General features: G+C 64.5%; 25 protein-coding genes and 3 pseudogenes. 19 read left to right on the plus strand and 9 right to left on the minus strand.

Going from position 1 to position 21,613, the window contains the following annotated elements; translation table 11 throughout:
- Positions 1-309: 309 nt before the first annotated feature.
- From SPHME3_RS0119100 to SPHME3_RS0119120, 5 genes are all read right to left on the minus strand, one after another.
- Positions 310-933, minus strand: a complete 624-nt coding sequence (locus SPHME3_RS0119100; RefSeq protein ID WP_037477083.1) for a hypothetical protein — start codon at positions 931-933, stop codon at positions 310-312.
- A 207-nt stretch (positions 934-1,140) separates the two neighbouring features.
- Complete coding sequence (locus SPHME3_RS20345; protein WP_018251243.1) at positions 1,141-1,974, minus strand: DUF3800 domain-containing protein; 834 nt, start codon at positions 1,972-1,974, stop codon at positions 1,141-1,143.
- A 122-nt stretch (positions 1,975-2,096) separates the two neighbouring features.
- Entirely contained in the window at positions 2,097-2,375 is a 279-nt protein-coding gene (locus SPHME3_RS0119110; protein ID WP_018251244.1) for a hypothetical protein, read from the minus strand.
- A gap of 1 nt (position 2,376) precedes the next feature.
- Complete coding sequence (locus SPHME3_RS0119115; protein WP_018251245.1) at positions 2,377-3,366, minus strand: caspase family protein; 990 nt, start codon at positions 3,364-3,366, stop codon at positions 2,377-2,379.
- A 13-nt stretch (positions 3,367-3,379) separates the two neighbouring features.
- Positions 3,380-3,751, minus strand: a complete 372-nt coding sequence (locus SPHME3_RS0119120; RefSeq protein ID WP_018251246.1) for a TIR domain-containing protein — start codon at positions 3,749-3,751, stop codon at positions 3,380-3,382.
- Here SPHME3_RS0119120 and SPHME3_RS21180 point away from each other — a divergent pair.
- Positions 3,726-4,403: a hypothetical protein gene (locus SPHME3_RS21180; RefSeq protein WP_125972932.1), complete on the plus strand. Its 678-nt coding sequence runs from the start codon at positions 3,726-3,728 to the stop codon at positions 4,401-4,403. The two genes, SPHME3_RS0119120 and SPHME3_RS21180, sit on opposite strands and share 26 nt — an antisense overlap.
- Positions 4,404-4,422: 19 nt before the next feature.
- Here SPHME3_RS21180 and SPHME3_RS0119125 read toward each other — a convergent pair whose 3' ends face one another.
- Together SPHME3_RS0119125 and SPHME3_RS0119130 are read right to left on the minus strand one after the other, a co-directional pair.
- Positions 4,423-5,025, minus strand: a complete 603-nt coding sequence (locus tag SPHME3_RS0119125) for a hypothetical protein (RefSeq protein WP_018251247.1) — start codon at positions 5,023-5,025, stop codon at positions 4,423-4,425.
- Complete coding sequence (locus SPHME3_RS0119130) at positions 5,022-5,288, minus strand: hypothetical protein (RefSeq protein ID WP_026189140.1); 267 nt, start codon at positions 5,286-5,288, stop codon at positions 5,022-5,024. Before SPHME3_RS0119130 ends, SPHME3_RS0119125 begins: the two co-directional genes overlap by 4 nt.
- A gap of 288 nt (positions 5,289-5,576) precedes the next feature.
- Here SPHME3_RS0119130 and SPHME3_RS0119135 point away from each other — a divergent pair.
- The 15 genes and pseudogenes from SPHME3_RS0119135 to arsH all read left to right on the plus strand — a co-directional run.
- Positions 5,577-5,906 (plus strand): annotated as a pseudogene (locus SPHME3_RS0119135) (transposase); the annotation flags it as partial.
- A 77-nt stretch (positions 5,907-5,983) separates the two neighbouring features.
- The gene (locus SPHME3_RS0119140) at positions 5,984-7,141 is read left to right on the plus strand and encodes an IS110 family RNA-guided transposase (protein ID WP_172436192.1); all 1,158 of its coding nucleotides are present in this window, start codon (positions 5,984-5,986) and stop codon (positions 7,139-7,141) included.
- A gap of 322 nt (positions 7,142-7,463) precedes the next feature.
- Positions 7,464-7,961, plus strand: coding sequence for a hypothetical protein (locus tag SPHME3_RS0119145; protein ID WP_018250504.1), 498 nt, complete (start codon positions 7,464-7,466; stop codon positions 7,959-7,961).
- Between the two features lie 66 nt (positions 7,962-8,027).
- Positions 8,028-8,456: pseudogene (locus tag SPHME3_RS0119150) on the plus strand (IS5 family transposase); the annotation flags it as partial.
- 18 nt (positions 8,457-8,474) lie between these two features.
- Positions 8,475-10,820 (plus strand): annotated as a pseudogene (locus SPHME3_RS20350) (efflux RND transporter permease subunit); the annotation flags it as partial.
- A gap of 25 nt (positions 10,821-10,845) precedes the next feature.
- The gene (locus tag SPHME3_RS0119160; RefSeq protein ID WP_018251250.1) at positions 10,846-11,529 is read left to right on the plus strand and encodes a ZIP family metal transporter; all 684 of its coding nucleotides are present in this window, start codon (positions 10,846-10,848) and stop codon (positions 11,527-11,529) included.
- Positions 11,526-11,765, plus strand: a complete 240-nt coding sequence (locus tag SPHME3_RS21640; RefSeq protein ID WP_018251251.1) for a hypothetical protein — start codon at positions 11,526-11,528, stop codon at positions 11,763-11,765. The genes SPHME3_RS0119160 and SPHME3_RS21640 overlap by 4 nt, the downstream gene beginning before the upstream one ends.
- Positions 11,701-11,958, plus strand: a complete 258-nt coding sequence (copM, locus tag SPHME3_RS21645; protein ID WP_231376782.1) for a CopM family metallochaperone — start codon at positions 11,701-11,703, stop codon at positions 11,956-11,958. The genes SPHME3_RS21640 and copM overlap by 65 nt, the downstream gene beginning before the upstream one ends.
- On the plus strand, positions 11,958-12,875 hold the full coding sequence (locus tag SPHME3_RS0119170; RefSeq protein WP_018251253.1) for a cation diffusion facilitator family transporter: 918 nt from the start codon (positions 11,958-11,960) through the stop codon (positions 12,873-12,875). The genes copM and SPHME3_RS0119170 overlap by 1 nt, the downstream gene beginning before the upstream one ends.
- 30 nt (positions 12,876-12,905) lie before the next feature.
- A complete protein-coding gene (locus SPHME3_RS0119175; RefSeq protein ID WP_018251254.1) occupies positions 12,906-13,256 on the plus strand; it encodes a DUF3147 family protein in 351 nt (116 codons plus the stop codon).
- A gap of 78 nt (positions 13,257-13,334) precedes the next feature.
- On the plus strand, positions 13,335-13,667 hold the full coding sequence (locus SPHME3_RS0119180; protein ID WP_018251255.1) for an ArsR/SmtB family transcription factor: 333 nt from the start codon (positions 13,335-13,337) through the stop codon (positions 13,665-13,667).
- Between the two features lie 11 nt (positions 13,668-13,678).
- The gene (gene arsC / locus SPHME3_RS0119185) at positions 13,679-14,107 is read left to right on the plus strand and encodes an arsenate reductase (glutaredoxin) (RefSeq protein WP_018251256.1); all 429 of its coding nucleotides are present in this window, start codon (positions 13,679-13,681) and stop codon (positions 14,105-14,107) included.
- Positions 14,107-15,393: an arsenic transporter gene (locus tag SPHME3_RS0119190; RefSeq protein WP_018251257.1), complete on the plus strand. Its 1,287-nt coding sequence runs from the start codon at positions 14,107-14,109 to the stop codon at positions 15,391-15,393. The genes arsC and SPHME3_RS0119190 overlap by 1 nt, the downstream gene beginning before the upstream one ends.
- A complete protein-coding gene (arsN2, locus tag SPHME3_RS0119195; protein ID WP_018251258.1) occupies positions 15,393-15,824 on the plus strand; it encodes an arsenic resistance N-acetyltransferase ArsN2 in 432 nt (143 codons plus the stop codon). The genes SPHME3_RS0119190 and arsN2 overlap by 1 nt, the downstream gene beginning before the upstream one ends.
- Positions 15,824-16,564 (plus strand): arsenical resistance protein ArsH, encoded by a 741-nt coding sequence (arsH, locus tag SPHME3_RS0119200; RefSeq protein WP_018251259.1) that lies wholly within the window; start codon positions 15,824-15,826, stop codon positions 16,562-16,564. The genes arsN2 and arsH overlap by 1 nt, the downstream gene beginning before the upstream one ends.
- A gap of 261 nt (positions 16,565-16,825) precedes the next feature.
- Here arsH and SPHME3_RS0119205 read toward each other — a convergent pair whose 3' ends face one another.
- Together SPHME3_RS0119205 and SPHME3_RS0119210 are read right to left on the minus strand one after the other, a co-directional pair.
- Complete coding sequence (locus SPHME3_RS0119205) at positions 16,826-17,212, minus strand: type II toxin-antitoxin system VapC family toxin (RefSeq protein ID WP_018251260.1); 387 nt, start codon at positions 17,210-17,212, stop codon at positions 16,826-16,828.
- A complete protein-coding gene (locus tag SPHME3_RS0119210; protein ID WP_026189142.1) occupies positions 17,209-17,454 on the minus strand; it encodes an AbrB/MazE/SpoVT family DNA-binding domain-containing protein in 246 nt (81 codons plus the stop codon). The genes SPHME3_RS0119205 and SPHME3_RS0119210 overlap by 4 nt, the downstream gene beginning before the upstream one ends.
- 318 nt (positions 17,455-17,772) lie before the next feature.
- Between SPHME3_RS0119210 and SPHME3_RS20360 the strand changes: the two genes are divergently transcribed.
- From SPHME3_RS20360 to SPHME3_RS0119225, 3 genes are read left to right on the plus strand one after another with little or no spacing between them, the layout of a single operon-like run.
- On the plus strand, positions 17,773-19,455 hold the full coding sequence (locus SPHME3_RS20360) for a Mu transposase C-terminal domain-containing protein (protein WP_018251262.1): 1,683 nt from the start codon (positions 17,773-17,775) through the stop codon (positions 19,453-19,455).
- Positions 19,452-20,381 (plus strand): TniB family NTP-binding protein, encoded by a 930-nt coding sequence (locus SPHME3_RS0119220; RefSeq protein ID WP_018251263.1) that lies wholly within the window; start codon positions 19,452-19,454, stop codon positions 20,379-20,381. Before SPHME3_RS20360 ends, SPHME3_RS0119220 begins: the two co-directional genes overlap by 4 nt.
- Positions 20,382-20,384: 3 nt before the next feature.
- Complete coding sequence (locus tag SPHME3_RS0119225) at positions 20,385-21,593, plus strand: TniQ family protein (RefSeq protein ID WP_026189143.1); 1,209 nt, start codon at positions 20,385-20,387, stop codon at positions 21,591-21,593.
- The last annotated feature ends 20 nt before the right edge of the window (positions 21,594-21,613 follow it).

Genomic DNA, 21,613 nt, shown 5'->3' on the forward strand with positions numbered 1-21,613 from the left:
CCGACGCCCTGCAGGGCGTCGAGTGCCACGCTTGGCGGATTACACGGGCGGTCGATTGTCGTTCGGGAACGAAAGGGCAGCCGCCCTTGGTGTTCCCCGGCGCTGGATGGCCTCCGGGGGAGGGCAGCGGCGCGAACGGGCTTACGCCGCGCCCTAGGCGCTTCGATCAGGTGTACCACGTGGCACACCTTTCACGCGAGGATCGTCACCCAATAGGGCCGAGACGGCGGTACGGCGGCTTGGTCGGCGCAGAGAGCGAAAGGAGCGGTGCTTGCAGGGTCGCACCCGGCTTCACGCTGATCCTAGACGTTAGCGTTCTGTAGCAACCCTGTTGAATAGAGCGCCATCTATAAGCTGGATCTCTGCCGTTTTGAGGGGCCGCACACCCTCTTTGGTGAGAACCCATGTCATGTCGTTGGATTGCCCCAGCGTGATACCTGACACCTGCTTTCCTTCGAGATGGTAAATCCACACCTCCCCTCGGGTGATGTTACCTATGCGGTCTTTCGCTCGGATCGTACCTGCAACATGGCCAGCGGCGCCCACAATGAGGATGACAATGGTCCCGCACCCCACCCGAGCCATAAACAATGTCAGAGGATCAAAAAACGGCGGCCTATGCGATGCAGCCCTGGCGCGGTCGAAGAGCTTGCCGGCAATCAAAGTAAGCGCCGTCACGATCAGCAGCGGCAGGATCGCTGTAAGCCACGCGCCGGTTGTGGTGATAATGGCACCGAGGCCCTCCACCGCAACTGCAATGTTCGAACCGCCAAGATTGGTCGGATCGATGGCAAAACGGCCGAAATAGGCCTGTCTGTAGGTCCACCCGGCAAAATAGATGGCCGCTAATATGGTGGCGATCACGAAGGCGGAGTCAAACGCCTTGGTGACGAGTTCACGCGGTGAGGAAGATGTTCCAGGGCCTGCGGGCATTTGTCCTCCTTACGGGAATGGCTTTGCGAAGCGGCGTATAGATCCCACGTACACGGGTGGCTGGATCGTCGAGCTGACGAACGCGGCCCCAGCTCGGGAACCAGTTCCTTGCTGGCGTAGCTGTGCCACGTGGCACACCCCTCTTCATCGCTGGAACGATGCGTCCGACCCGGCCGAGTGATATGCCGGCGGATTGACCCGCCGGAGTCAGGCCGGCGTGTCGTCGTTGCCCGGTGCAGGCTGTGCGAGACCTGTATCGACGACGGCGGGTAGGGCTTCCACCGTTTCGACCTCGGTAGCGGCCGTTTGCAGGCGGATCGAGCTTCGCACCGATGCCGCGTCGAGCCGGTCCTGAAAGTAGGTCTGCGACCAAGCCATGTCAGCCCATTCGTCGGGGCGCGCCTGATAGGCGCCGACGCGGCCGACCAGACCACATAGCCAGTCGGCGCACTGGCATGTCTGGTAGCGTTCGCTCTCGACTTGGAAGGGCGGCTCGATGATGCGACGCCGGGGGGAGGGGCCACCATACATGGCTTGGCTCGCGCGAGTCAGGATGGCGTCGCGATCCTGATGCTCGTCCATGACGATGACCATATCGGCGTCGTTCTGATCGGCATATTGGTTGAGGCGCTTCATCGCCTCGCCCAGGACCGTGAGGTAAAGCGCCTGCGCCTTAAACTCCGCGACGGGGCGGTTCTTCTCGAGGCCAACGTAGAAGACATGCCCGCCGCTTGCGCGGATCTTGTTGAGGATGCGATTGGCCGCCGTGCGAACCTGCCGGTATTTCTCGACGTTCATGCTGGTGAAGAGGGCCGAGCCCTTCTTCTCCCATGTCGCGGGATGCTGGCCGCTTTGCCCGATCTCCCAAGCCAGCATGTTGCATTTGAGCTGGTAGAACCAGGTCGAGAATTGCCGCACGGATGAGTAGGGGAGGATCATGCCCCCGAGCCCGAAAACGGGACTGTCATTGTAGGCGGGATCGTCGCGCGCGACATACGGGCCGATGTGGCCAAACTCGTCGAGATAAGCGAAATACAGCATGCAGGTCCCCAGAATCGCGAAAGCCCACGCTAAGCGTGGGCCTCGGAATTGGGGCAGCCCGTGAGCCGCGTCCGTCAACAGATATGAGCGATGAGCCTGGTGTTGTCAAGAACGGACGCTGATTACTCCCCTGAGCGAAAGGCGTCCTCAATGATGGGCAGGTATCGCTCCACCTGCTCCTTGTCGCTCTCCTGCTCATCGGCGGGAAGATCGGCATAGTCGGTCGCAATCTGCTTTTCCCAGCGTTCGACAAGATCGGCGGGGATCAGCAACGAGCCGTCCTCCTGTTTGGTCGCCTTGCCGTGCATGTAGCGCTGCCAATGCGACCAGCGCTCATGTTCGATCGCGGCGAGGCGTTCGACCAAGGTCTTACGGGCGTCAGCGGCGAGAGGCTTTGCCATGTTAGATCAGCCCGCTTTCCACCAGACTTCGATAATGCTCGCCCAATACAGTCAGCTCGCAGGCTTTGCTGCCCATCGCTGCGTGCCACATATGCGGTGCATCGACGGGGCGCACGAGGTTGACCCTCACATACCGTTGGAGCACCGCGAATATCGCGGTTTTCTCCGGGTCCGGCGGTGGAATGGAGGGGTCGTTCTTCTGCTCCTCCGACCGCTCGGGCTCAAATGCCGGATCGAGAGGGAATTGGTAAGTGGCGGTCGGAAAATGCTTCGCCAGCGCCTGAAGATCGGTCAGCGCGATCGGGGGTGCCGCCTTGCGCAGCGACACGAAGGTTTTGACATTCGTCTTGAACACCGGGCGCTGCTTCCACGGCCCAAGCGACTGGTCGATATGAGCATAGACGCTGCCCGGCGTGACGTCGCCCAGCAGGTTGGCGGCGGCGCCGCCGAGCGCGTCGACGAACAGGCTGGTGAACACGCCGGCACCGCCCCCTTCGACCTCCATCGCATATTGCTCGGCGGTGGACGCTGTGAGGATGGTCATGCCGTCGCGGATTTCCGCAGCGGGATGGGTGGGACGTTCCCCGGCAGCGCCACTATGGCAGCTATCGAGGATGATGATCTTGTTCTTCGCCCCGGAATTGGCAGCGAGCGTCATGATGTCTGAAAGCGGCAGGCCATCGTCGCCGCTGCGGCTGTCGCTGGTGCAGAGGTAGCCGCCGGTGTCCTCGATGAAGCCATGCCCGGCGAAGTAGAACAGGGCGATGTCCGCGTCGTCGGCATAGAGTTCGCGGACAGCCGCCTTCAGCTCCTCGCGATCGACCAGATCGCCGGGACCGGTGCCGGTCAGGAGCTTAGGTGTAGCGAAGTTGACGGTGCCGTCGGCGTGGCGCTCGAGCATGGCCTTCACCGAGTGCGCGTCGTTCACGCACCCGCTGAGGTTCCCGATTTTCTCGTAATGGTCGATACCGACGATCAGGGCCTTGCGCACCGTCGCCTCCGGCTCAGAGTGAATCGATGAAGTTGGTGATGTTGGCGTCGCTCCAGGCAACGGTGCTGACGCCCGCGATCGAGGCGCGATCATCCTTATAGGCGTAGATGCCTTGGATCGGCTTGCCCTCTTCCTGGGCGCACTGGATTTCCCACTTCTGGCCCGTCGAGGCTGCCGAGTTCTTGCTGACCAGAACGATCACACCATGCGAGCGCTTGATCCGCGTGCGGACACGATCCTTCCAGTCTTTGTCGTATGGCTCCTTCACCGACATATCGATAAACTCGAATGGCTGCCGCGGATGGAGCGACTGCCCTTTGAGGAAGTCACGCTGCCGTTCATCCTCGATGGCGAACGCGATGAAGAGCACTTTCTTATCAGCCATTTCCAACATCCTCCATTATGGTTCTATTTCGATAATGAATCAGCGAACGCCCGACGACTTTAAGCATGAGCTGCAAGCTCTGGATACCGCCCATGCTCAAAACGAAGCTGCACGCGACAGCTTTGTTGCACTTGCACACACGGCGCTATTTGCCGCTTCTGTGTCATTTGTAGGAAGCGCGGTTCCGCTTGCCAAGGCGGTGTGGCCGTATGCCTTGGTTGCCGGATGGGCGATCGATGTTTTGGGGCTTCTTGCCCTGACGGTGAGCTTCGCGACGGCGCGTAAGGCGGTCGATGCGCGGCGAGCTGCCCTCTACGACGATATCCCGCCGGTAGCGGCTTGGTCCGAACGTCTCAACGGGTTCGCGCTATGGTCATTTCCCGCCGCTCTTCTATGTTTGTTCTCTTTTGTCACAGCGAACGTGGTCAGTATCAATGAGCGAGAAGCCAGCCCCTCCGCCAGCACCGCCGCCATCCCGATCGGGCGGATCGAGGGGGATAGCGCCGCCGCCACGCGCGCCGTTGCCGCCGGGGGGCGTGTCGCAGCCTCAAACGGGCGTTGTTCCGGCGCCACGGGCTCCGGTCGCCCCACCACCGCCGCCGCCGCCTCCGGCGCCTGCCAAGAAGTAGGTTGCGGCGCACCGCGCAGATAGGTGTGCCACGTGGCACACCTCATCGTCGTGTAAGGCGATCCAGTTCGGCGTGGGTTCGGGCGGTGCGCGCTGCGCCACGATTGGCCGATAGGGCGCATAGCGCGGCAAAGGCGACGAGGCCGCATCCGATCAGCGTGAAGGTGCGCGCGTCCCCGTCATCGCCCGACAGGAAGACCGCTCCCAAGCCGATGACGAGCAGGATCAGGCTGAAGCAGATCTCCGTCGCGACGCTGGCGAGCGGGGTGGGAAGGTCGCGCAAGCGGATGCCCCGCGTCTGATTATGCCAGTCGCGGACCAGCATGGGGCAGTCCGGAATGGGCTCGCATACGGCACGAACGCGGTCGCCGACGGCCAAGGCGATATAGTCGCTCGCGCACAGCTTGAGCGTGTGGCCGTTGACCTCGAACAGCATCGCGAACTCGCGGGAGGTATTCACGAAGGTATGCGTCTCCGCGCGGGTCAGGCCGGTCCGGTGGATCGTATCACCGGGATGCGAAATGGGCACGGCGGGGTCTGCGCGGTGGGTCGTGTGTTGGGTCACGCTTACGTCGGTCGTGTCGTGAAAACCGATGATATACGAGACCGGCCCTTCGATGGCGACGAACCGTTGCTGCTTCCTCATAGCCAACGTCCTTGCAAGGCTGCGTCAAACTCGACGGCCAGCGTGACGGCGCCGGCGACCAGCGCGGCGAGCGCGAGCCGCGCCCGGATGCCGGGGCGCAAGTCGTGCGTGATGGCGATGGCGGCCCCGATCGCCACCCCGAGGATCAGCGCTGGCCCCAGCTCGTAGAGGACCAGGCCGGGAAGGCGGTTGGGGAGCAGGTAGGGGAAAGCACGGATGAGGCGACCGGCCAGGACGGCGCCGACGACAAGGGACAGCGCCATGCCCCAACGGCCGATCAGGACGGCGGCGGGAGAACCGCGCTCAAGCATTGGAGCGGTTCCCCGCATGAGCAACGCCTGCCCGCGAGGGCGGCCCTTTGTGGCCTAGTCTGATCGTCACCCGCACGGGCGGAAACCCGGCGACGGGGTTCCGCGGAGCGGCGTGGCACACGCCAGCGCAGTAGAGCACGGGCCGGCGGCAGGCCTCGCTTACTGCTTGATCGTCCCTAGGGTCAGGACCCATTGATGTGGGAGGCGCGATCTGATTCAGGCTCCGTGAGGAGAGAGTGGATGAGCGACCTGTACTGGCTGACGGATGAGCAGATGGCGCGTCTGCAACCGTTCTTTCCCAAGAGCCATGGCAAGCCTCGGGTCGATGATCGGCGGGTGCTCAGCGGCATCATTTTCGTCAATCGCAACGGGCTACGCTGGTGTGATGCACCGAAGGACTATGGGCCGCACAAGACGCTCTACAATCGCTGGAAGCGGTGGAGCGAGAGGGGTATTTTCCTGCGAATGATGGAAGGTCTCGCGGCAGCGGAGGCCGTGCCGAAGACCGTCATGATCGACGCGACCTACCTGAAGGCACACCGCACGGCATCGAGTCTGCGGGTAAAAAAGATCCCATGGGCGCGGGCTGGCGCCGGTTGAGGCAGACTGACCTTCCCGCTTTGTCGTGAAGGAGGTTGCCCGTGCCCGTGTCCGTCTCATGCCATGCCGCCGTCAGCACGCAGCTGAACGCAATCTTCGTGTCGCTGGAGCTGAGCCGCTCCACCTGGCTGGTGACGTCGCTGTCGCCGGGTCGCGGCGAGCGGATCTCGCGGCATCAGGTGAAGGGCAGCGACGTGCCGGCACTCCTGGAGCGGTTCGCGCAGTTACAGGCGAAGGCCGAGGCGCGGATGGGCGAGCAGTACCCGTTGGTCGTCATCCAGGAGGCGGGCCTCGACGGCTTCTGGATACACCGCTGCCTGGTGCGCGAGGGTATCGAGAGCTACGTCGTCGACGCCGCCTCGATTGCCGCTTCACGACGCAGCCGGCGCGCCAAGACGGACAAGCTCGACGGCGAGGCGCTGGTCCGCACGCTGCTGGCCTACAAGCGCGGGGAGCCGCGGGTGTGTGCGATGGTGGCGGTGCCGAGCGTCGAGGACGAGGACCGGCGACGCATCTCGCGCGAGCGGCGGGCTTTGGTCGTGGAGCGGGTGCGGCACGTCAACCGCATCAAGGGCCTGCTGTTCGCGCAAGGGGTCGGCGACTACGAGCCACTGCGCGCCGACCGGCGGGCGCGGCTGGACGAACTGGTGACCGGCGATGGACGACCGCTGCCCCGGCATGTTCGCCGCGAGATCGAGCGCGAGCTGGACCGGCTGGAGATGGTCGTCGGCCAGATCAAGCAGGTCGAAGCCGAGCGCGACGCGCTGCTCGAGCCGCGGTCGGATGCCGCCGGTGAGGCGGACACTGGTCCCCGGCTCATCCAGTTGCGCGGCATCGGTCCTGAGTTCGCCGGCGTGCTGCACGCAGAAGCGTTCTTCCGCAGCTTCAGCAATCGACGACAGGTCGCCGCCTATGCCGGGCTGGCCCCATCACCGTGGCAAAGCGGCAGCATGGACCGGGAGCAGGGCGTGTCCAAGGCGGGCAACAAGCGGTTGCGAACGACCATGATCCAGGTCGCCTGGCTGTGGCTGCGTCATCAGCCGGACTCGGAGCTGACGAAGTGGTACGCGGAGCGGGTGGGCGCGAACGGTGGTCGCGCGCGGCGGGTCATGATCGTGGCAGTCGCACGCAAGCTGCTGATCGCGCTGTGGCAGTTCGTCTCGGCCGGCGTGGTGCCCGCAGGCGCGCTGCTGAAGGCCGCATGAGCACGTAACCCGATACGAGTTCCCGCAGGGCATCGTCCCTGCCGGATCCAGGTGGACGGACCGGAGGTCCCTGTTGGCTTCAGATGCCGAAAAAAAGGTTGGTCCCGTCTCCTGAGCCAGACCCGACGCAAGCGGGATTGTGGTGCAGCCGCGCACGAGCGGCGACCGGATGTGAGGTTAGAGCGGACCGGTCACCGGGACGCTTGTTGCAACAGGCTCAGGCCAGTGATCCAGAAATTGAGGAGGACGACCATGGCCTGACGCTCTGACCATTCCTGACGATTGATCTGGAATGGCGACGACAAAGCGATAAGCTGGCGTCATGTACGCCGCACGAGCCAAGCGCACCTATCCTTCAATTTGGCGGGTGATCCTCGCCTTTGTAGTGGTCCCGGGCGCAGCCGCCTTGTTGATGGCTATTGCTATGCCAGCATATGAGGGCATCACCGATCCGCTCGAACGGATCTGGCGGAGCGCTGTGGCATTTGCCGTGTTTGGCGCTTACCCTCCAGCCTTTATCATCGGGCTCCCGGCGTTCTTCATGTTACGCCGACACGTCAATGCGACAATCATCAACTGCGCTGCGACTGGTGCAGTGGTCGCCGCTCTTCCCTGGCTCGTGCTCGCGTTAATAAGTCGACCGGATAATGCGAGCATTGATGGACGATCAACCGTCATCGACGGATCTTTGACTGCTTACGGATGGCTGATGAACTTCTACTACGTCGGCCAAATTGCCCTATTAGGCGCTATTGCAGGCGCGCTGTTTTGGTTCATTGCTGCGGCTGGCAGCCGAACCGGCAAGGTAGAACAGATATGATTGTGCGGAAGGAAAGAGGCTGCACGCTCTACCGCACAGCCTCTTGACCTGAGAACTCCCATGTGAGGGGATCTCGGCCGTCTGATCGGCCGCACGAAAGGCCGCATGAACACCAAACTGCACGCCGTCAGCGATGCGGACGGGCGGCCCTTGAGCTTCTTCATGACCGCCGGGCAGGTCAGCGACTACACCGGCGCGGCAGCCTTGCTCGACGATCTGCCGAAAGCACAGTGGCTGCTTGGCGACCGTGGTTATGATGCCGATTGGTTCAGAGACGCCCTGGAAGCCAAAGGCATCCAGCCCTGCATCCCGGGCCGCAGATCGCGCAACGAGCCGGTCAGATACGACAAGCGCCGCTACCGGCGCCGCAGCCGCATCGAGATCATGTTCGGCCGTCTGAAGGATTGGCGCCGCGTCGCAACTCGCTACGACCGCTGCCCAACCGTCTTCTTCTCTGCCGTCGCCCTCGCGGCCACCGTCATCTTCTGGCTATGACCAATGAGTCCTGACCCTAAGACGGGTCAGGCGATCCGCATGGGATCGGCGTCGGAGAACGGCACGGAGGTCGTCGTCGGCACCGCGGTGATGCGGATCGGACAGAACAGCCGCAACGTCGCGACCGCGGTCGCCGATCGGTTGAAGTCGATCAACGCCTCGCTGCCACCCGACGTAGTGGTGCAGCCGGTCCTCGATCGCACAGCCCTGGTCAATTCCACCATCAAGACGGTGGCGAAGAATCTCGGCGAAGGCGCACTGCTCGTCATCGTCGTGCTGTTCCTGTTGCTCGGCAACTTCCGCGCCGCGCTGATCGCCGCGGCGGTCATCCCGGTCACGATGATGCTGACCGGGTTCGGAATGTTACGGCTGGGGGTTTCGGCGAACCTCATGTCGCTCGGCGCGCTGGACTTCGGGCTGATCGTCGATGGTGCCGTCATCATCGTCGAGAATGCGTTGCGGCGTCTCGCCGAGCAACAGCATCACGAAGGTCGCCTGCTGAGCGTCAAGGAGCGGTTGGAGGCGGTCGCGACCGCGGCGCGCGAGATGATCCGTCCGTCCGTGTACGGGCAGGCAATCATCATCCTCGTCTATGTGCCCTTGCTGACGCTGACCGGCGTCGAGGGCAAGACGTTCGTGCCGATGGCGCTCACCGTCATCATCGCGCTGCTGTTCGCGTTCGTCCTGTCGCTGACCTTCGTGCCTGCGGCGATCGCCATCTGGCTGTCGCGGAGGGTGAACGAGGAGGACGGGCGGATCATCTCGTGGCTGAAGCAGCGCTACGAACCGGGCCTTGAGAAGGCGATGAAGCGACCGTCGATCACCATCGGCGCCGGCGTCGTCAGCCTCGTCGCCGCGGCGCTTGCCTTCACGACGCTGGGACAGGTGTTCCTCCCCCAGCTCGACGAGGGCGACCTGCTCATCCAGGCGCTGCGCATTCCGGCGACATCGGTGCAGCAGAGCCAGGCGATGCAGGTGCCGATCGAGCGCATGGTCTCGAAGCAACCCGAGGTGCGGTTCGTCTTCTCCAAGACGGGCACGGCCGAGCTGGCTTCGGACCCGATGCCGCCCAACGCGACCGACATGTTCGTCATCCTGAAGCCGCATGCGGAATGGCCCGACCCCAAACTGGAGAAGGCCGCGCTGGTCGAGCGGCTGGAGACGAAGCTCGCGCAGTTCCCGGGCAACGCCTATGAGATCACGCAGCCAATCCAGATGCGGTTCAACGAGCTGATCGCCGGCGTGCGCGGCGACATCGCGGTGAAGGTGTTCGGCGACGACTTCGCCTCCATGAACCGCACCGCCGAACAGATCGCCGGCATCCTTCGCCGGACGCAAGGAGCGGCTGACGTGAAGGTCGAACAGACGACGGGACTTCCCATGCTCGACATTCGCGTCAACCGCGACGCGATGGCACGGGTCGGCGTCACCGCGCAGGATGTGCAGGACACCATCACCGCCACGCTCGGCGGTCGCGAGTCCGGCATGATCTTCGAGGGAGACCGGCGCTTTCCGGTGGTCATCCGCCTGTCGGACGCCGAGCGCGCCGACCTGGGGCTGCTCGAACAGGTGCAGGTGCCGGTCGCCGGCGGTGGCTATGTGCCGCTGTCCAGCGTCGCCGATATCGGCGTCGTCGACGGGCCGAACCAGATCAGCCGCGAGAACGGCAAGCGCCGCGTCGTCGTCCAGGCGAACGTCCGCGGACGCGACGTCGGCAGCGTGGTCGCGGATGCGCAGGCGGCGGTCGCCGGCGTGCGCCTGCCGGCGGGCAGCTATCTCGAATGGGGCGGCCAGTTCGAGAATCTCGAATCCGCCAGCCAGCGGCTCAAACTCGTGGTGCCGGCGTGCTTCGTGCTGATCCTGCTGCTCCTCTACGGGGCCTTGGGATCGGTACGCGATGCGGCGATCGTCTTCACCGGCGTGCCCTTCGCGCTGGTGGGAGGCGTGCTGCTGCTGTTCGTTCGCGGCATGGACTTCTCGATCTCGGCCGCGGTGGGATTCATCGCATTGTCGGGTATCGCGGTCCTCAACGGCCTCGTCATGGTTAGTTCGGTGCAGGAGCTGATCCGGTCGGGCATGGACCGGGCCGAAGCGGCGCGGACGGGCGCGCTCCAGCGATTGCGCCCGGTCGTCATGACCGCGCTGGTCGCCAGTCTCGGCTTCGTACCGATGGCATTCGCCAGCGGAGCCGGCGCGGAAGTGCAGAAGCCGCTCGCGACCGTCGTCATCGGCGGCCTGATCTCGGCGACGCTGCTGACGCTGTTCGTGCTGCCGACGCTTTACGCCCGGTTCGGGCAGCAAGCGGTCAAGGTCGACGACGCGGATAGGGCGGACGACGGCGCGCCGCTGCCGCAACCCGCATGATCGCGTCTGGCAGGGGGGACTGACGATGGCGGCGCTCAAGTTCGCACTGATCCCCATGATCGCGATCATGATCGGCGCGCTTCTCGCCGGGTGGCGCACACCCGGCGAGAGGCTGGTCGCCGCCATGCAGCACCTTGCAGCCGGCGTCGTATTTGCCGCGGCGGCGACCGAAATCCTGCCGCTGGTGATGCACGGGGGATCGCCGGCTGCGACGCTGATCGGCGGTGCGATCGGCGTCGCGGTAATGCTGGGCCTCAAGGCGGCGGAAGGCCGGTTTGACGGCCCCGTGGCGCTGCTCGCCGCGATCGGGCTCGATCTTGCTATTGACGGCCTGGTTCTGGGTCTGGCCTTCATCGCCGGCGAGAAGGCGGGCACGTTGCTGGCGGTCGCGCTGACGCTCGAAGTGCTGTTCCTGGCCCTGACGCTCACCAATGATCTGACGAGCCGGTATCGCAAGATGAAGGCGATCGGCCTAACCTGCGCGCTTGCGCTGCTGGTGCCGATCGGCGCACTCGTCGTGCAGCCCGTGGCGCTGCTGTCGCCGGTGTGGATCACGGGATTCCTGAGTTTCGGCCTGATGGCGCTGCTCTACCTCGTCACCGAGGAGCTGCTGGTCGAGGCGCACGAGAAACCGGACTCTCCGCTCATCAGCGCGATGTTCTTCGTCGGCTTTCTCGCACTGCTGCTCATCGAGGAGATCGCGATGTGACCGGCCTGACCTTGAGCGGTGTCGATGTGCGCCGCGATCCATCCCGTAAGGAGAAGAAAATGTCGATCACCACGGCGCGATGGTCCTTTCTGGCCGCTGCGATTGCCCTGTCTGCGTGTTCCGGCGGCAAGCCGGCGGGCCAGTTCGGATCGAACGAGTCCGGTGCGACCGATGCCATCCACGGATCGAGCGCACGGCACGGCCGGCATGGCGATGCCGTCGACCGGCGATCCTGATACCGACTTCCTTCGGGGCATGATCCCGCACCATGAAGGTGCGGTCGATATGGCTCGCGCCGAGCTTGCCAACGGCACCGATCCGAAGGTGCGCGCGATGGCGGAGGAGGTGATCCGGACCCAACAGGCCGAAATCGTGAAGATGCAGGCCTGGCTCGCCGAACGGCAAGCCACAAAGAAGGGGACGCGATAATGGCACACGATCACGGCGAAGCCGGGCACAGCCACGACCATACGGCCGGCGCCAACGCCAAGATGCTCAGATGGGCGCTTGCCCTGACGGCGACCTATCTCGTGGCAGAGGTGGTCGGCGCCTTCGTGTTCAACAGCCTCGCGCTGCTGTCCGACGCAGCCCATATGATGACCGACGTCGCCGGTCTGGTCATCGCGTTGATGGCGATCCATCTCGGCAAGAAGGCTGCCGACGACAAGCGGACGTTCGGCTACAAACGACTGGAAATCCTCGCCGCGACCTTCAATGCGATCCTGCTGTTCGTCGTCGCCATGTATATCCTTTACGAGGCGATCCAGCGCTTCCGCGAGCCGCAGTCGATTCAGTCGACCGGCATGTTGATCGTCGCGGTCATTGGCCTCGTCGTGAACTTCGTATCGATGCGTCTGCTGACCGCCGGCAAGGACGAAAGCTTCAACGTCAAAGGCGCCTACCTGGAAGTATGGGCCGACATGATCGGCTCGGTCGGCGTCATCCTTGGTGCCCTCGCGATACGGTTCACGGGCTGGACGTGGGTCGATCCAGTCATCGCCATCGGCATCGGCCTGTGGGTGCTGCCGCGCACCTGGGTTCTGCTCAAGGGAACGATCAACGTGCTGCTGGAAGGTGTCCCCGGCGGGTTGAAGCTGCCGGAGATCCGTTCAACGATCGCCGCCATTCCGGGTGTCGCCGGCGTTCATGACCTGCACGTCTGGTCGATGGCTTCGGACGAGATCAATTGCACCGCCCATGTGACGCTCGGCGAGGGCGTCGATCCCGATAGCGTCAGGGTTGCAGTGACCAGAACACTCGACGAGAGGTTCGGGATCGAACATTCGACGATCCAGACCGAAGCGCCATCGCAAGCCTGTGAGGATGACCAGCACCTTCATCGCTAGCCATCTCGGCGATCGAAAGTCACAACCGGTATGCTCTATGTCGTCATCAAGGCAATGATCTCCGGTGCGATTATCGCGGCGGTTTCGGAGATCGCCAAGCGCAGTCCCGGCGTCGGCGCACTTGTCGCATCGTTGCCGTTAGTCTCTGTGCTGGGAATGATCTGGCTGTGGCGCGACACCCAAGATCGGGTGCTGATGGCGTCTCACGCCGGGGCGACTTTCTGGTTCGTGCTGCCATCGTTACCGATGTTCCTGCTGATCCCCGCGTTGCTCGGGCGCAACGTACCATTCTGGCTAGCGCTGGGCGCGGGGTGCCTCCTTACCATCCTGCTCTATCTCGGCCTGGTATGCCTTGGTCCACGCCTCGGCCTGCGGTTATAGGCCATCAGCGCAGGTCTCCCGCAATGTTGAGAGGCAACGCACACTAGACCAACGCCATATATCCGCTATGCTGGATATATGGAAAACGACTCGGCTATCACTGCGCTGGGCGCACTCGCACAGGGCACCCGCCTCGACGTGTTCCGCCTGCTGGTGCGGCACGAACCGGACGGCATGGCCGCAGGCGATATCGCCCGCCAGCTCGACGTGCCGCAGAACACCATGTCGGCGCATCTCGGAATCCTCGCCCGTGCGGGTCTGGTCCGCTCCGAACGGCATAGCCGCTCGATCATCTACCGTGCCGATCTGGACGGCCTGCGCGCGCTGACGCTGTTCCTCGTCAAGGATTGCTGCGCCGGCAATGCGGAGCTGTGCGCGCCGCTCGTCGCCGAACTCGCCCCCTGCTGCTGAAAGGACATCCCGTGGCCGTCGATATCGTCATCTATCACAACCCCGAGTGCGGCACGTCGCGCAACACGCTGGCGATGATCCGCAATGCCGGCATCGAGCCGCATGTGGTCGAATATCTGAAAACCCCACCCGCACGCGCGCTGCTAGTCGAGTTGATCGACCGCGCCGGCATGAGGCCGCGTGAGCTGCTGCGCGAGAAGGGGACGCCCTATGCCGATTTGGGCCTGGGCGACACGTCGCTGTCCGACGACGCGCTGGTGGATGCGATGATGGCGCATCCGATCCTCATCAACCGGCCGCTGGTTGTCTCGCCGCTCGGCGTGAAGCTCTGTCGGCCGTCCGATGCCGTGCTTGATCTGCTGCCAAGCGATCAGCTCGGCGCGTTCGCGAAGGAAGACGGGGAGAAGGTGGTCGATGCTTCGGGCCAGCGCGTCGCCTGATGCTCCTTGCCGTCCTGATCTTCGTCGCGACGATCGCGCTCGTCATCTGGCAACCCAAGGGACTCGGCATCGGGTGGAGCGCGATGGGCGGGGCCGTCGTGGCGCTGCTCGCGGGGGTGGTCACGCTGTCCGACGTGCCGGTGGTGTGGGGCATCGTCTGGAATGCGACCGCTGCGTTCGTCGCGATCATCGTCATCAGCCTGCTGCTCGATGAAGCCGGGTTCTTCGAATGGGCCGCGCTCCACGTCGCCCGCTGGGGCCGGGGGCATGGTCGTCGGCTGTTCGTCCTGATCGTGCTGCTCGGCGCGGCGGTATCCGCGCTGTTCGCCAACGACGGCGCGGCGCTGATCCTGACGCCGATCGTCATCGCCATGCTGCGGGCGCTCGGCTTCAAGGACAAGGCGACGCTGGCGTTCGTCATGGCCGCCGGGTTCATCGCCGACACCGCCAGCCTGCCGCTGGTCGTGTCGAACCTCGTCAACATCGTGTCGGCCGATTTCTTCAAGATCGGGTTCGGCGAATACGCGGCCGTGATGGTACCGGTCGACCTCGTGTCGATCGCCGCGACGCTGGGCGCGCTGCTGCTGTTCTTCCGGCGCGACATACCGACCGACTATGACGTGGGAGCGCTGCGCGCGCCGCGCGACGCGATCCGCGATGCCGCGACCTTCCGCGCCGGATGGATCGTTCTCGCGCTGCTGCTCGCCGGCTTCTTCCTGCTCGAACCGCTCGGCGTGCCGGTCAGCGCCGTGGCCGCTGCCGGCGCGATCCTGCTGCTGGTGATCGCGGGGCGGGGCCAGGTGATCCCAACGGCCAAGGTGCTGCGCGGCGCACCCTGGCAGGTCGTGATCTTCTCGCTCGGCATGTATCTCGTCGTCTACGGCCTGCGGAACGCCGGCCTGACCGATCATCTGGCGGCGCTGCTCGATCGCACGGCGCAAGGGGGCGTGTGGGGCGCGGCGCTGGGTACGGGCGTGATCGCGGCCGTCCTGTCGTCGGTGATGAACAACATGCCGACCGTGCTGGTAGGCGCGCTCTCGATCGACGCCACCCACGCCACGGGCGCGATCAGGGAAGCGATGATCTACGCCAACGTGATCGGCTGCGATCTCGGCCCCAAGCTGACGCCGATCGGTTCGCTCGCGACGCTGCTGTGGCTCCACGTCCTTGGACAGAAGGGCGTGCGGATCGGATGGGGCTATTACTTCCGTGTTGGCGTCACGCTCACCGTGCCGGTGTTGCTCATCACGCTCGCGGCGCTCGCGATCCGGATCAGCCTCGCGTGATGGGACTGACCATCACGACACTCGAACCCGCCGAGCTGGCCGGGTTGGCATGGTTCCTCAACGCTGCGAGCCTACCGAGCGCCGACCTCGCCGACCCTGGCCGCCTGTTCTTCCGGTTCGAGGCCGATAGCCTCGTCGGCTATGGCGGCCTGGAGGGGGAAGGGGCTGACCGCCTGCTCCGCTCGATCGTCATCCTTGCCGATCGCCGCGGGCATGGCCTGGGGCGGGCGTTGGTCGCCACCCTCGAACGACAGGCGCGCGACTTCGGGGTGCGTCGCCTCCATCTGCTGACGACGACGGCCGCGCCATTCTTCCGGGCGCTTGGCTATGCCGACGCAGATCGCGGCGCTGCTCCCCCGGCCGTCGCCGCATCGCGCGAGTTTACCGCGCTATGCCCGGCGTCGGCCGCCTATCTCGTGAAAGCTCTCTGATGCCGCTCCGCACGCTTGCCGATCCCGATACCCTGCCGGCACTCGATCCCGCCTATGCCATCCAGCGGCCGGCGCTGGGGCTTGGCCCGCTCGATTCCGCGCCGCGTATCCTTCTGCTCTATGGTTCGCTGCGCGAACGGTCCTTCTCCCGGCTGTGTGTCGAGGAAGCGGCGCGCCTGCTCCGGTTCTTCGGCTGCGAGACGCGCATCTTCGATCCATCGGCCCTGCCGCTGCCCGACCAACATGCCGGCGACGACCATCCGGCCGTCCATGAGCTGCGCGAGCTGTCTCTATGGTCGGAGGGTCAGGTGTGGTGCAGCCCGGAACGTCACGGGCAGATCACCGGCATCATGAAATTGCAGATCGACCATCTGCCGCTGTCGATGGGCGGGATGCGCCCGACGCAGGGGCGGACGCTCGCGGTCATGCAGGTGTCGGCCGGATCGCAGTCGTTCAACAGCGTCAACACGCTGCGCGTGCTGGGTCGCTGGATGCGGATGGTGACGATCCCGAACCAGTCGAGCGTCGCCAAGGCGTTCAATGAGTTCGATGACGACGGACGGATGAAGCCATCGAGCTACTATGACCGGATCGTCGATGTGATGGAGGAGCTGGTGCGGTTCACGGTGCTGCTGCGCGCGCATACTGTGCAACTGGTCGATCGCTATTCAGAGCGAAAGGAAGCCGGGGTGCCGATCAATACTGCGATGGACCTGTCCAGCATCGCGATTGCGCCGTAGGTCTCACAACTGAACTGCCTAAAAGAATTGACTATTTCCGATGCTTGCGAAGTGATGAAGCTCTCGCCGCGCTGGCTCACTCGACCCAGCTCGAAGCCAAGCGAGGCCAATTAACAGCGTAAACCACGACCATATTTTACATAATCTATGTTGTCGGACTGATAGGTCGATGTCGTACCGCCGATTGCCAAGCGCTTGGAAGAGCATCGCTCCACGCCCTGCCGCGTAGATGCCAGTGCTCCTGCCGCGCTCTTCGTCGTTTCAGCGGATCGCCACCACCTTGACCCCGGCTGCGTCCGCAACCTTCTTCCAGCTGCCGTCGCTCGTCCAGGCGGGCAGTCCGTCGCGCTGAGCAAGCGCGAGGCAGAATCGGTCACCTAGGCTGAGTCCCGCTTCGGCGGTTACGCCCCGCAACCGCCCGGCGAGCGTCGCGAGCGCGCCATCCGCCGCAACTACGCTCAGAGGAAGAGGGTGAAGCATCGCGTCGACGTCATGGGCAGGCATGCCAGCAAAGATGAAGTGACTCACCACTTCGGCATAGTTGACGCTGCTGACCCGCGCGCCCGCGATCACTCCGGCGACCTTGGTCGCGCCTTTCTCGCCCTTGAGCATCGCGATAAGCGCCGAGGCATCAAGGACGACGCTCACTCGCCGCTGTCCTCTCGGCGCCGGGCGAGGAAGGCGTCGACCGACGCGTCCGGATTGCCCCCGGTGAACTGTTTGGCGAGTGCCTGCGCGCGCGCGACTGCCTGAGCTGCGGTTCGCAGCACCACGCCGTCGGGTGTCTCGTCGAGATAGACTGCGCCGCCTTCAGCCAGCCCTAGCCGTTTGCGCATGTCAGCAGGAAGGCTCATGCGCCCATTAGGGGTGATGTTAACTTGAACGGTCATTTGGGCGTGCTCTTCTACGTTCGGTTCGACATATCACGATAGTATCGGCTGCCATGGTAATCAACATTTTGCGGGCTGTGCCACATTCCCGGTAACGTGCCACACCGCCAATGCAATGTCAGGTTCGGTAGTTAGCGATAAGCCCGATTCCTGCTAGAAACGTGATGGCGCGGAACGAGGGCTGCTGTCGCAGTTCCTGAATGGGTGGACTGCGGCCTTGATTGCCGCTTCGCCTGGGCATTCTGCTCCCGAAACGCTGGACTCATGCCCTGAAAAGATAGACTCTGTCCGCAGTCCAAGCGGCAGGGTTGTGAACCGATGCGCGAGGCGGGAACGGACGATGCGAGTGACGCAGCCTGGAGCGAGGCCCATCGCCGTGAACTCGTGATCCGGCCTCTTGCCGCCAAGGTCACGATCAATGCCCAGACCGCAGCGAACGCTGCAGCCAACTTGGGTCTCGGACGCTCCCGCCTGTTTGAACTGATCCGGGCGTACCGCGCTTCACCGGAGCTCGCCTCGCTTCTCCCGGGCAAGCGCGGTCGGGTACGGGGCGAGCGCCGGTTGCTGAGCGAACAGGAAGACCTGATCGGCCGAGCGCTTCGCGAGGTTTATCTCACCGCGGAGAAGCCGAGCGTAGCCAGCTTGCGACGTTGGCTGCGTCACGAGTGCCTGAAGGCCGGCGTCCCAATCCCGAGCGTCAAGGCGCTGCGCGCTCGCATCGCGGCGCTCCCGCCGAAGGACATCATCGCCGCGCGCGAGGGCGCCAAGGTGGCGGCCGACCGGTTTCGGCCGGTGCGCGGCCGCCTTGAGGCAGGCTACGCACTCGAACTCGTGCAGTCCGACCACACGCTCGTCGACGTAATCGCAGTCGACGACGTGTATCGTCGGCCGATCGGCCGGCCGTGGATCACGCTCATGATCGACATTGCGAGCAGGACGGTGCCGGGCTTCTACCTCACGATGCTGCACCCGTCGGCGGTGTCGGTCGGGATGGCCATGCGCCACGCCGTGCTGCCGAAGGACCCCTGGCTCGCCGAACGCGGCATGTCTGCGCCCTGGGGCAATCAGGGCTTGATGGACCGTCTTCACCTCGACAATGCGCGGGAGCATCATTCGAAGGCATTGAAGCGCGGCTGCCGTGCCTACTCGATCGCGCTCGAGTACCGGCCTCGCAAGCGTCCCCATTATGGTGCGCACATCGAGCGGCTGATCGGGACGATGATGGGCGCCGTCCACCTGCTGCCCGGCACCACTTTTTCCAACGTCGCCGAGCGCGGCGACTACCAGGCCGAAGGCAAGGCGTGCATGACGCTGGCGGAGATCGAGGCCTGGCTCGCGGCGGAGATCATCGGGCCGTACCACGCCGATATTCACCGCGGGCTCGGCATCCCGCCTGCGACAGCTTGGGACGAAGCGGTCGAGCGACGGACGGAACTCATGCGGCTGCCCGCTGATCCGGCCACGTTCCTGTTCGACTTTCTGCCCTGCGAGGTGCGAGCGGTCACGCGCGAAGGGATCGAGCTGTTCAACACCCACTACTGGGATGATGCCCTGTCCTGTCATTATACTCGACTCGGCGGCAAGCTGCCCGTCCGGTGGGACCCGCGCGACCTGTCGCGGATCTGGCTCGAGCTGCCGGATGGTGATCATCTTGAGGTGCCGTACCGCGACCTTCGCCGGCCAGCGATCACCCGATGGGAGCAGCTGGAGGCGCAGCGTACCCTGCGCGAGCGGGGTCGCGGGGCCGTCAACGAGCAGCTCATCTTTGATGCCGTTGAGACGCAGCGCTTCATCGTCGCCGAGGCTGCCCGCAAGACCAAGGCGGCCCGGCTGGCCATGCAGCGCACCGCGACGGCGCTCGCGGACGCTCAACGCGTCCGCGCGGCCAAGCACTCTGATCTGCCCAAGCGTGCCGAGCCGGCGCCTGTGTCTGGCCAACTACCGCCACCCGCGCCTTCAGCGGGCGACCTCCCGTTCCTGGTCGACGAGAAGAGAGGATGACCAGATTCGCGCATCTGGCGGAAGGCTACCGCGACCAGGCGCTCTGGCCTGACGATGAGCGTATCGCATGGATACGCAAGGATCGCTGGGTCGGTTTTCCGAAGGCGGAGAAGGTCCGGTTGATGCTGGGCGAGCTGCTGGCGCACCCGCCTCGCACCCGCATGCCCTGCCTTCTCGTTTTCGGGCAAACAGGGATGGGCAAATCGCATATCGTCGAGCGGTTTGCGGACGAGAACCCGCGCACCTTCGATGACAGAACGGGGCTGGCGACCATTCCGGTCGTCGCCGTGCAGCTGCCGCCGGAGCCGACCGAGGGCGAGTTCTACGACGAAGTCCTAGCCGCGCTGGGTGCTGGCTTCGCCGGTGGCTCCGACATCGGACGCGCCCGGCAGCTTACGCGCCGATTGATGGGTCAGGTCGGCGCGCGCATGCTGCTGCTTGACGAGATCAACCACATGCTGGCCTGCACACCGCGACAGCAACGCATCTTCCTGAACACTATCCGCTACTTCGCCAACGATCTGCGCATTCCATTGGTCTGCACGGGCAACCACGAGGCGAGGGCGGCGCTCTTGACGGACGCCGCGCTTGCCGATCGCTTCGATGCGATCGAGCTCGTGCGTTGGCGAGACGACGAAGCCTTTCGGCTGCTCTTGGTGACGCTGGCCGCCATCCTGCCGCTCCGAAACCCGTCGCCGCTCGCCGAAGACTTGTTCAGGGCCAGGCTGCTGGAGCTGACCGATGGAAATACCGGCCGTATCTTCCGGCTTGTCGAGAACCTCGCCGTTCGGGCGATCCGGCGGAGCGCGGAGACGATCGGACCCGAAGACCTGGACGCCGATGACCTTGTGCTGCCGAGCGTCACCATGAAGGAGATCGCGAAACGCCAAGGGCGGCCAGTGTCGGGCGCGGCGGGCACTGCATGAGCGATGGTCGTCGACGCATCCCCGCTGCCGGTCGCCCCGCGTGCGCATCCCGACGAACTGATCTCGTCCTGGCTGGGCAGAACTGCGGCGGTCTACGACATGGACGTGGACCGGTTGCGTGCCAGCCTGCTGCGGAACGGCGACGTCGCTCCTAACGGTGTGGACGTTGGACTTGATCCCGACGAGCGGGATCGGATCGCCGAGGCGTTCGGACTGGCCCCGGGATGCGTCGCTGCGCTTGACCTCGGGCAGGCTTGGCCGAACCTTGCCGTGGACTGGCTACGCTGCATCAACCGGGCGAGAGACGCCCCGGGTCCTTTGCTTCTTTGCTGGTGTCCTACCTGTCTTGAAGAAGGTCGCAGAGCGGGGGGCGCTTACCTTGATCGTGAGGCAGCTCTTCCGCTGGTCCTCTGTCATCGTCACTTGCGATGGCGATACGAAAGCTGCCGCAACTGCGTGCCCACTCGCCAGCCGACCTTTGTGCACATCAACGGCGCGACCGAACTGATCTGCCCCGACTGTCGCAAGCTCCTTCAGACCGTTGTCCATCGTGTTCCCGCCAGCGAGTGGCCGAGTGACGATCGGCGCGGCGCCCGACAGTTCGAGATGCTGCTGGCATTTGAGAAATGCTTGCGAGCCGCCTGGCTCGGCCATTCGTCGCACTGGTTCGGGGTAGGCGAGGTCCAACCGTCCGAGTTCCTGGCGCTGCTCGACGATCTGACAAAGGCGCTGCTCGCGCGCAATCTGGACCAAACCAGCCTGATCAACCGCTTCCAATGCGAGTTCATCGGCGCTGTTCCGCACCACCGGCCTCGCAGTTGGGCGGACGCTTCCTTCCCCAAGCTTTCACCGAGAATGAGGGCCAAGGTACTGTGCGCGGTGATCGCAATTATCTCACGCGAGGAGATTAGCGTGCTGTTCTCCCTTTGGTACTGGACCAGGTCGTCGGGTTCCGAGGTCAAGGCCCAGAAGCTTGAGTGGTTGTTCGAGAACGCCACGACACGCGTGCAGGCCATGCTGATTCGAGGCAGCGAGCGGTGGCCGGCGGCCCTGCGGGAACGCATGCGCGTTCTGCATGGAGCGTCGGGTATCGACGTCGATAATGTGCTTGCACGCTTCGAGGCTATCCGGGCGGAGCTCGGCTTCACCAGCCTGGTCAGGCGCCCCGGGGATCCAGGTTGGCGCGGCAGTCTGGCGGACCTTCCTGCCTGAGGGCTCACGGCTGAAGCGGG

This window comes from Sphingomonas melonis DAPP-PG 224, from assembly GCF_000379045.1.
GTDB lineage: Bacteria > Pseudomonadota > Alphaproteobacteria > Sphingomonadales > Sphingomonadaceae > Sphingomonas > Sphingomonas aquatilis.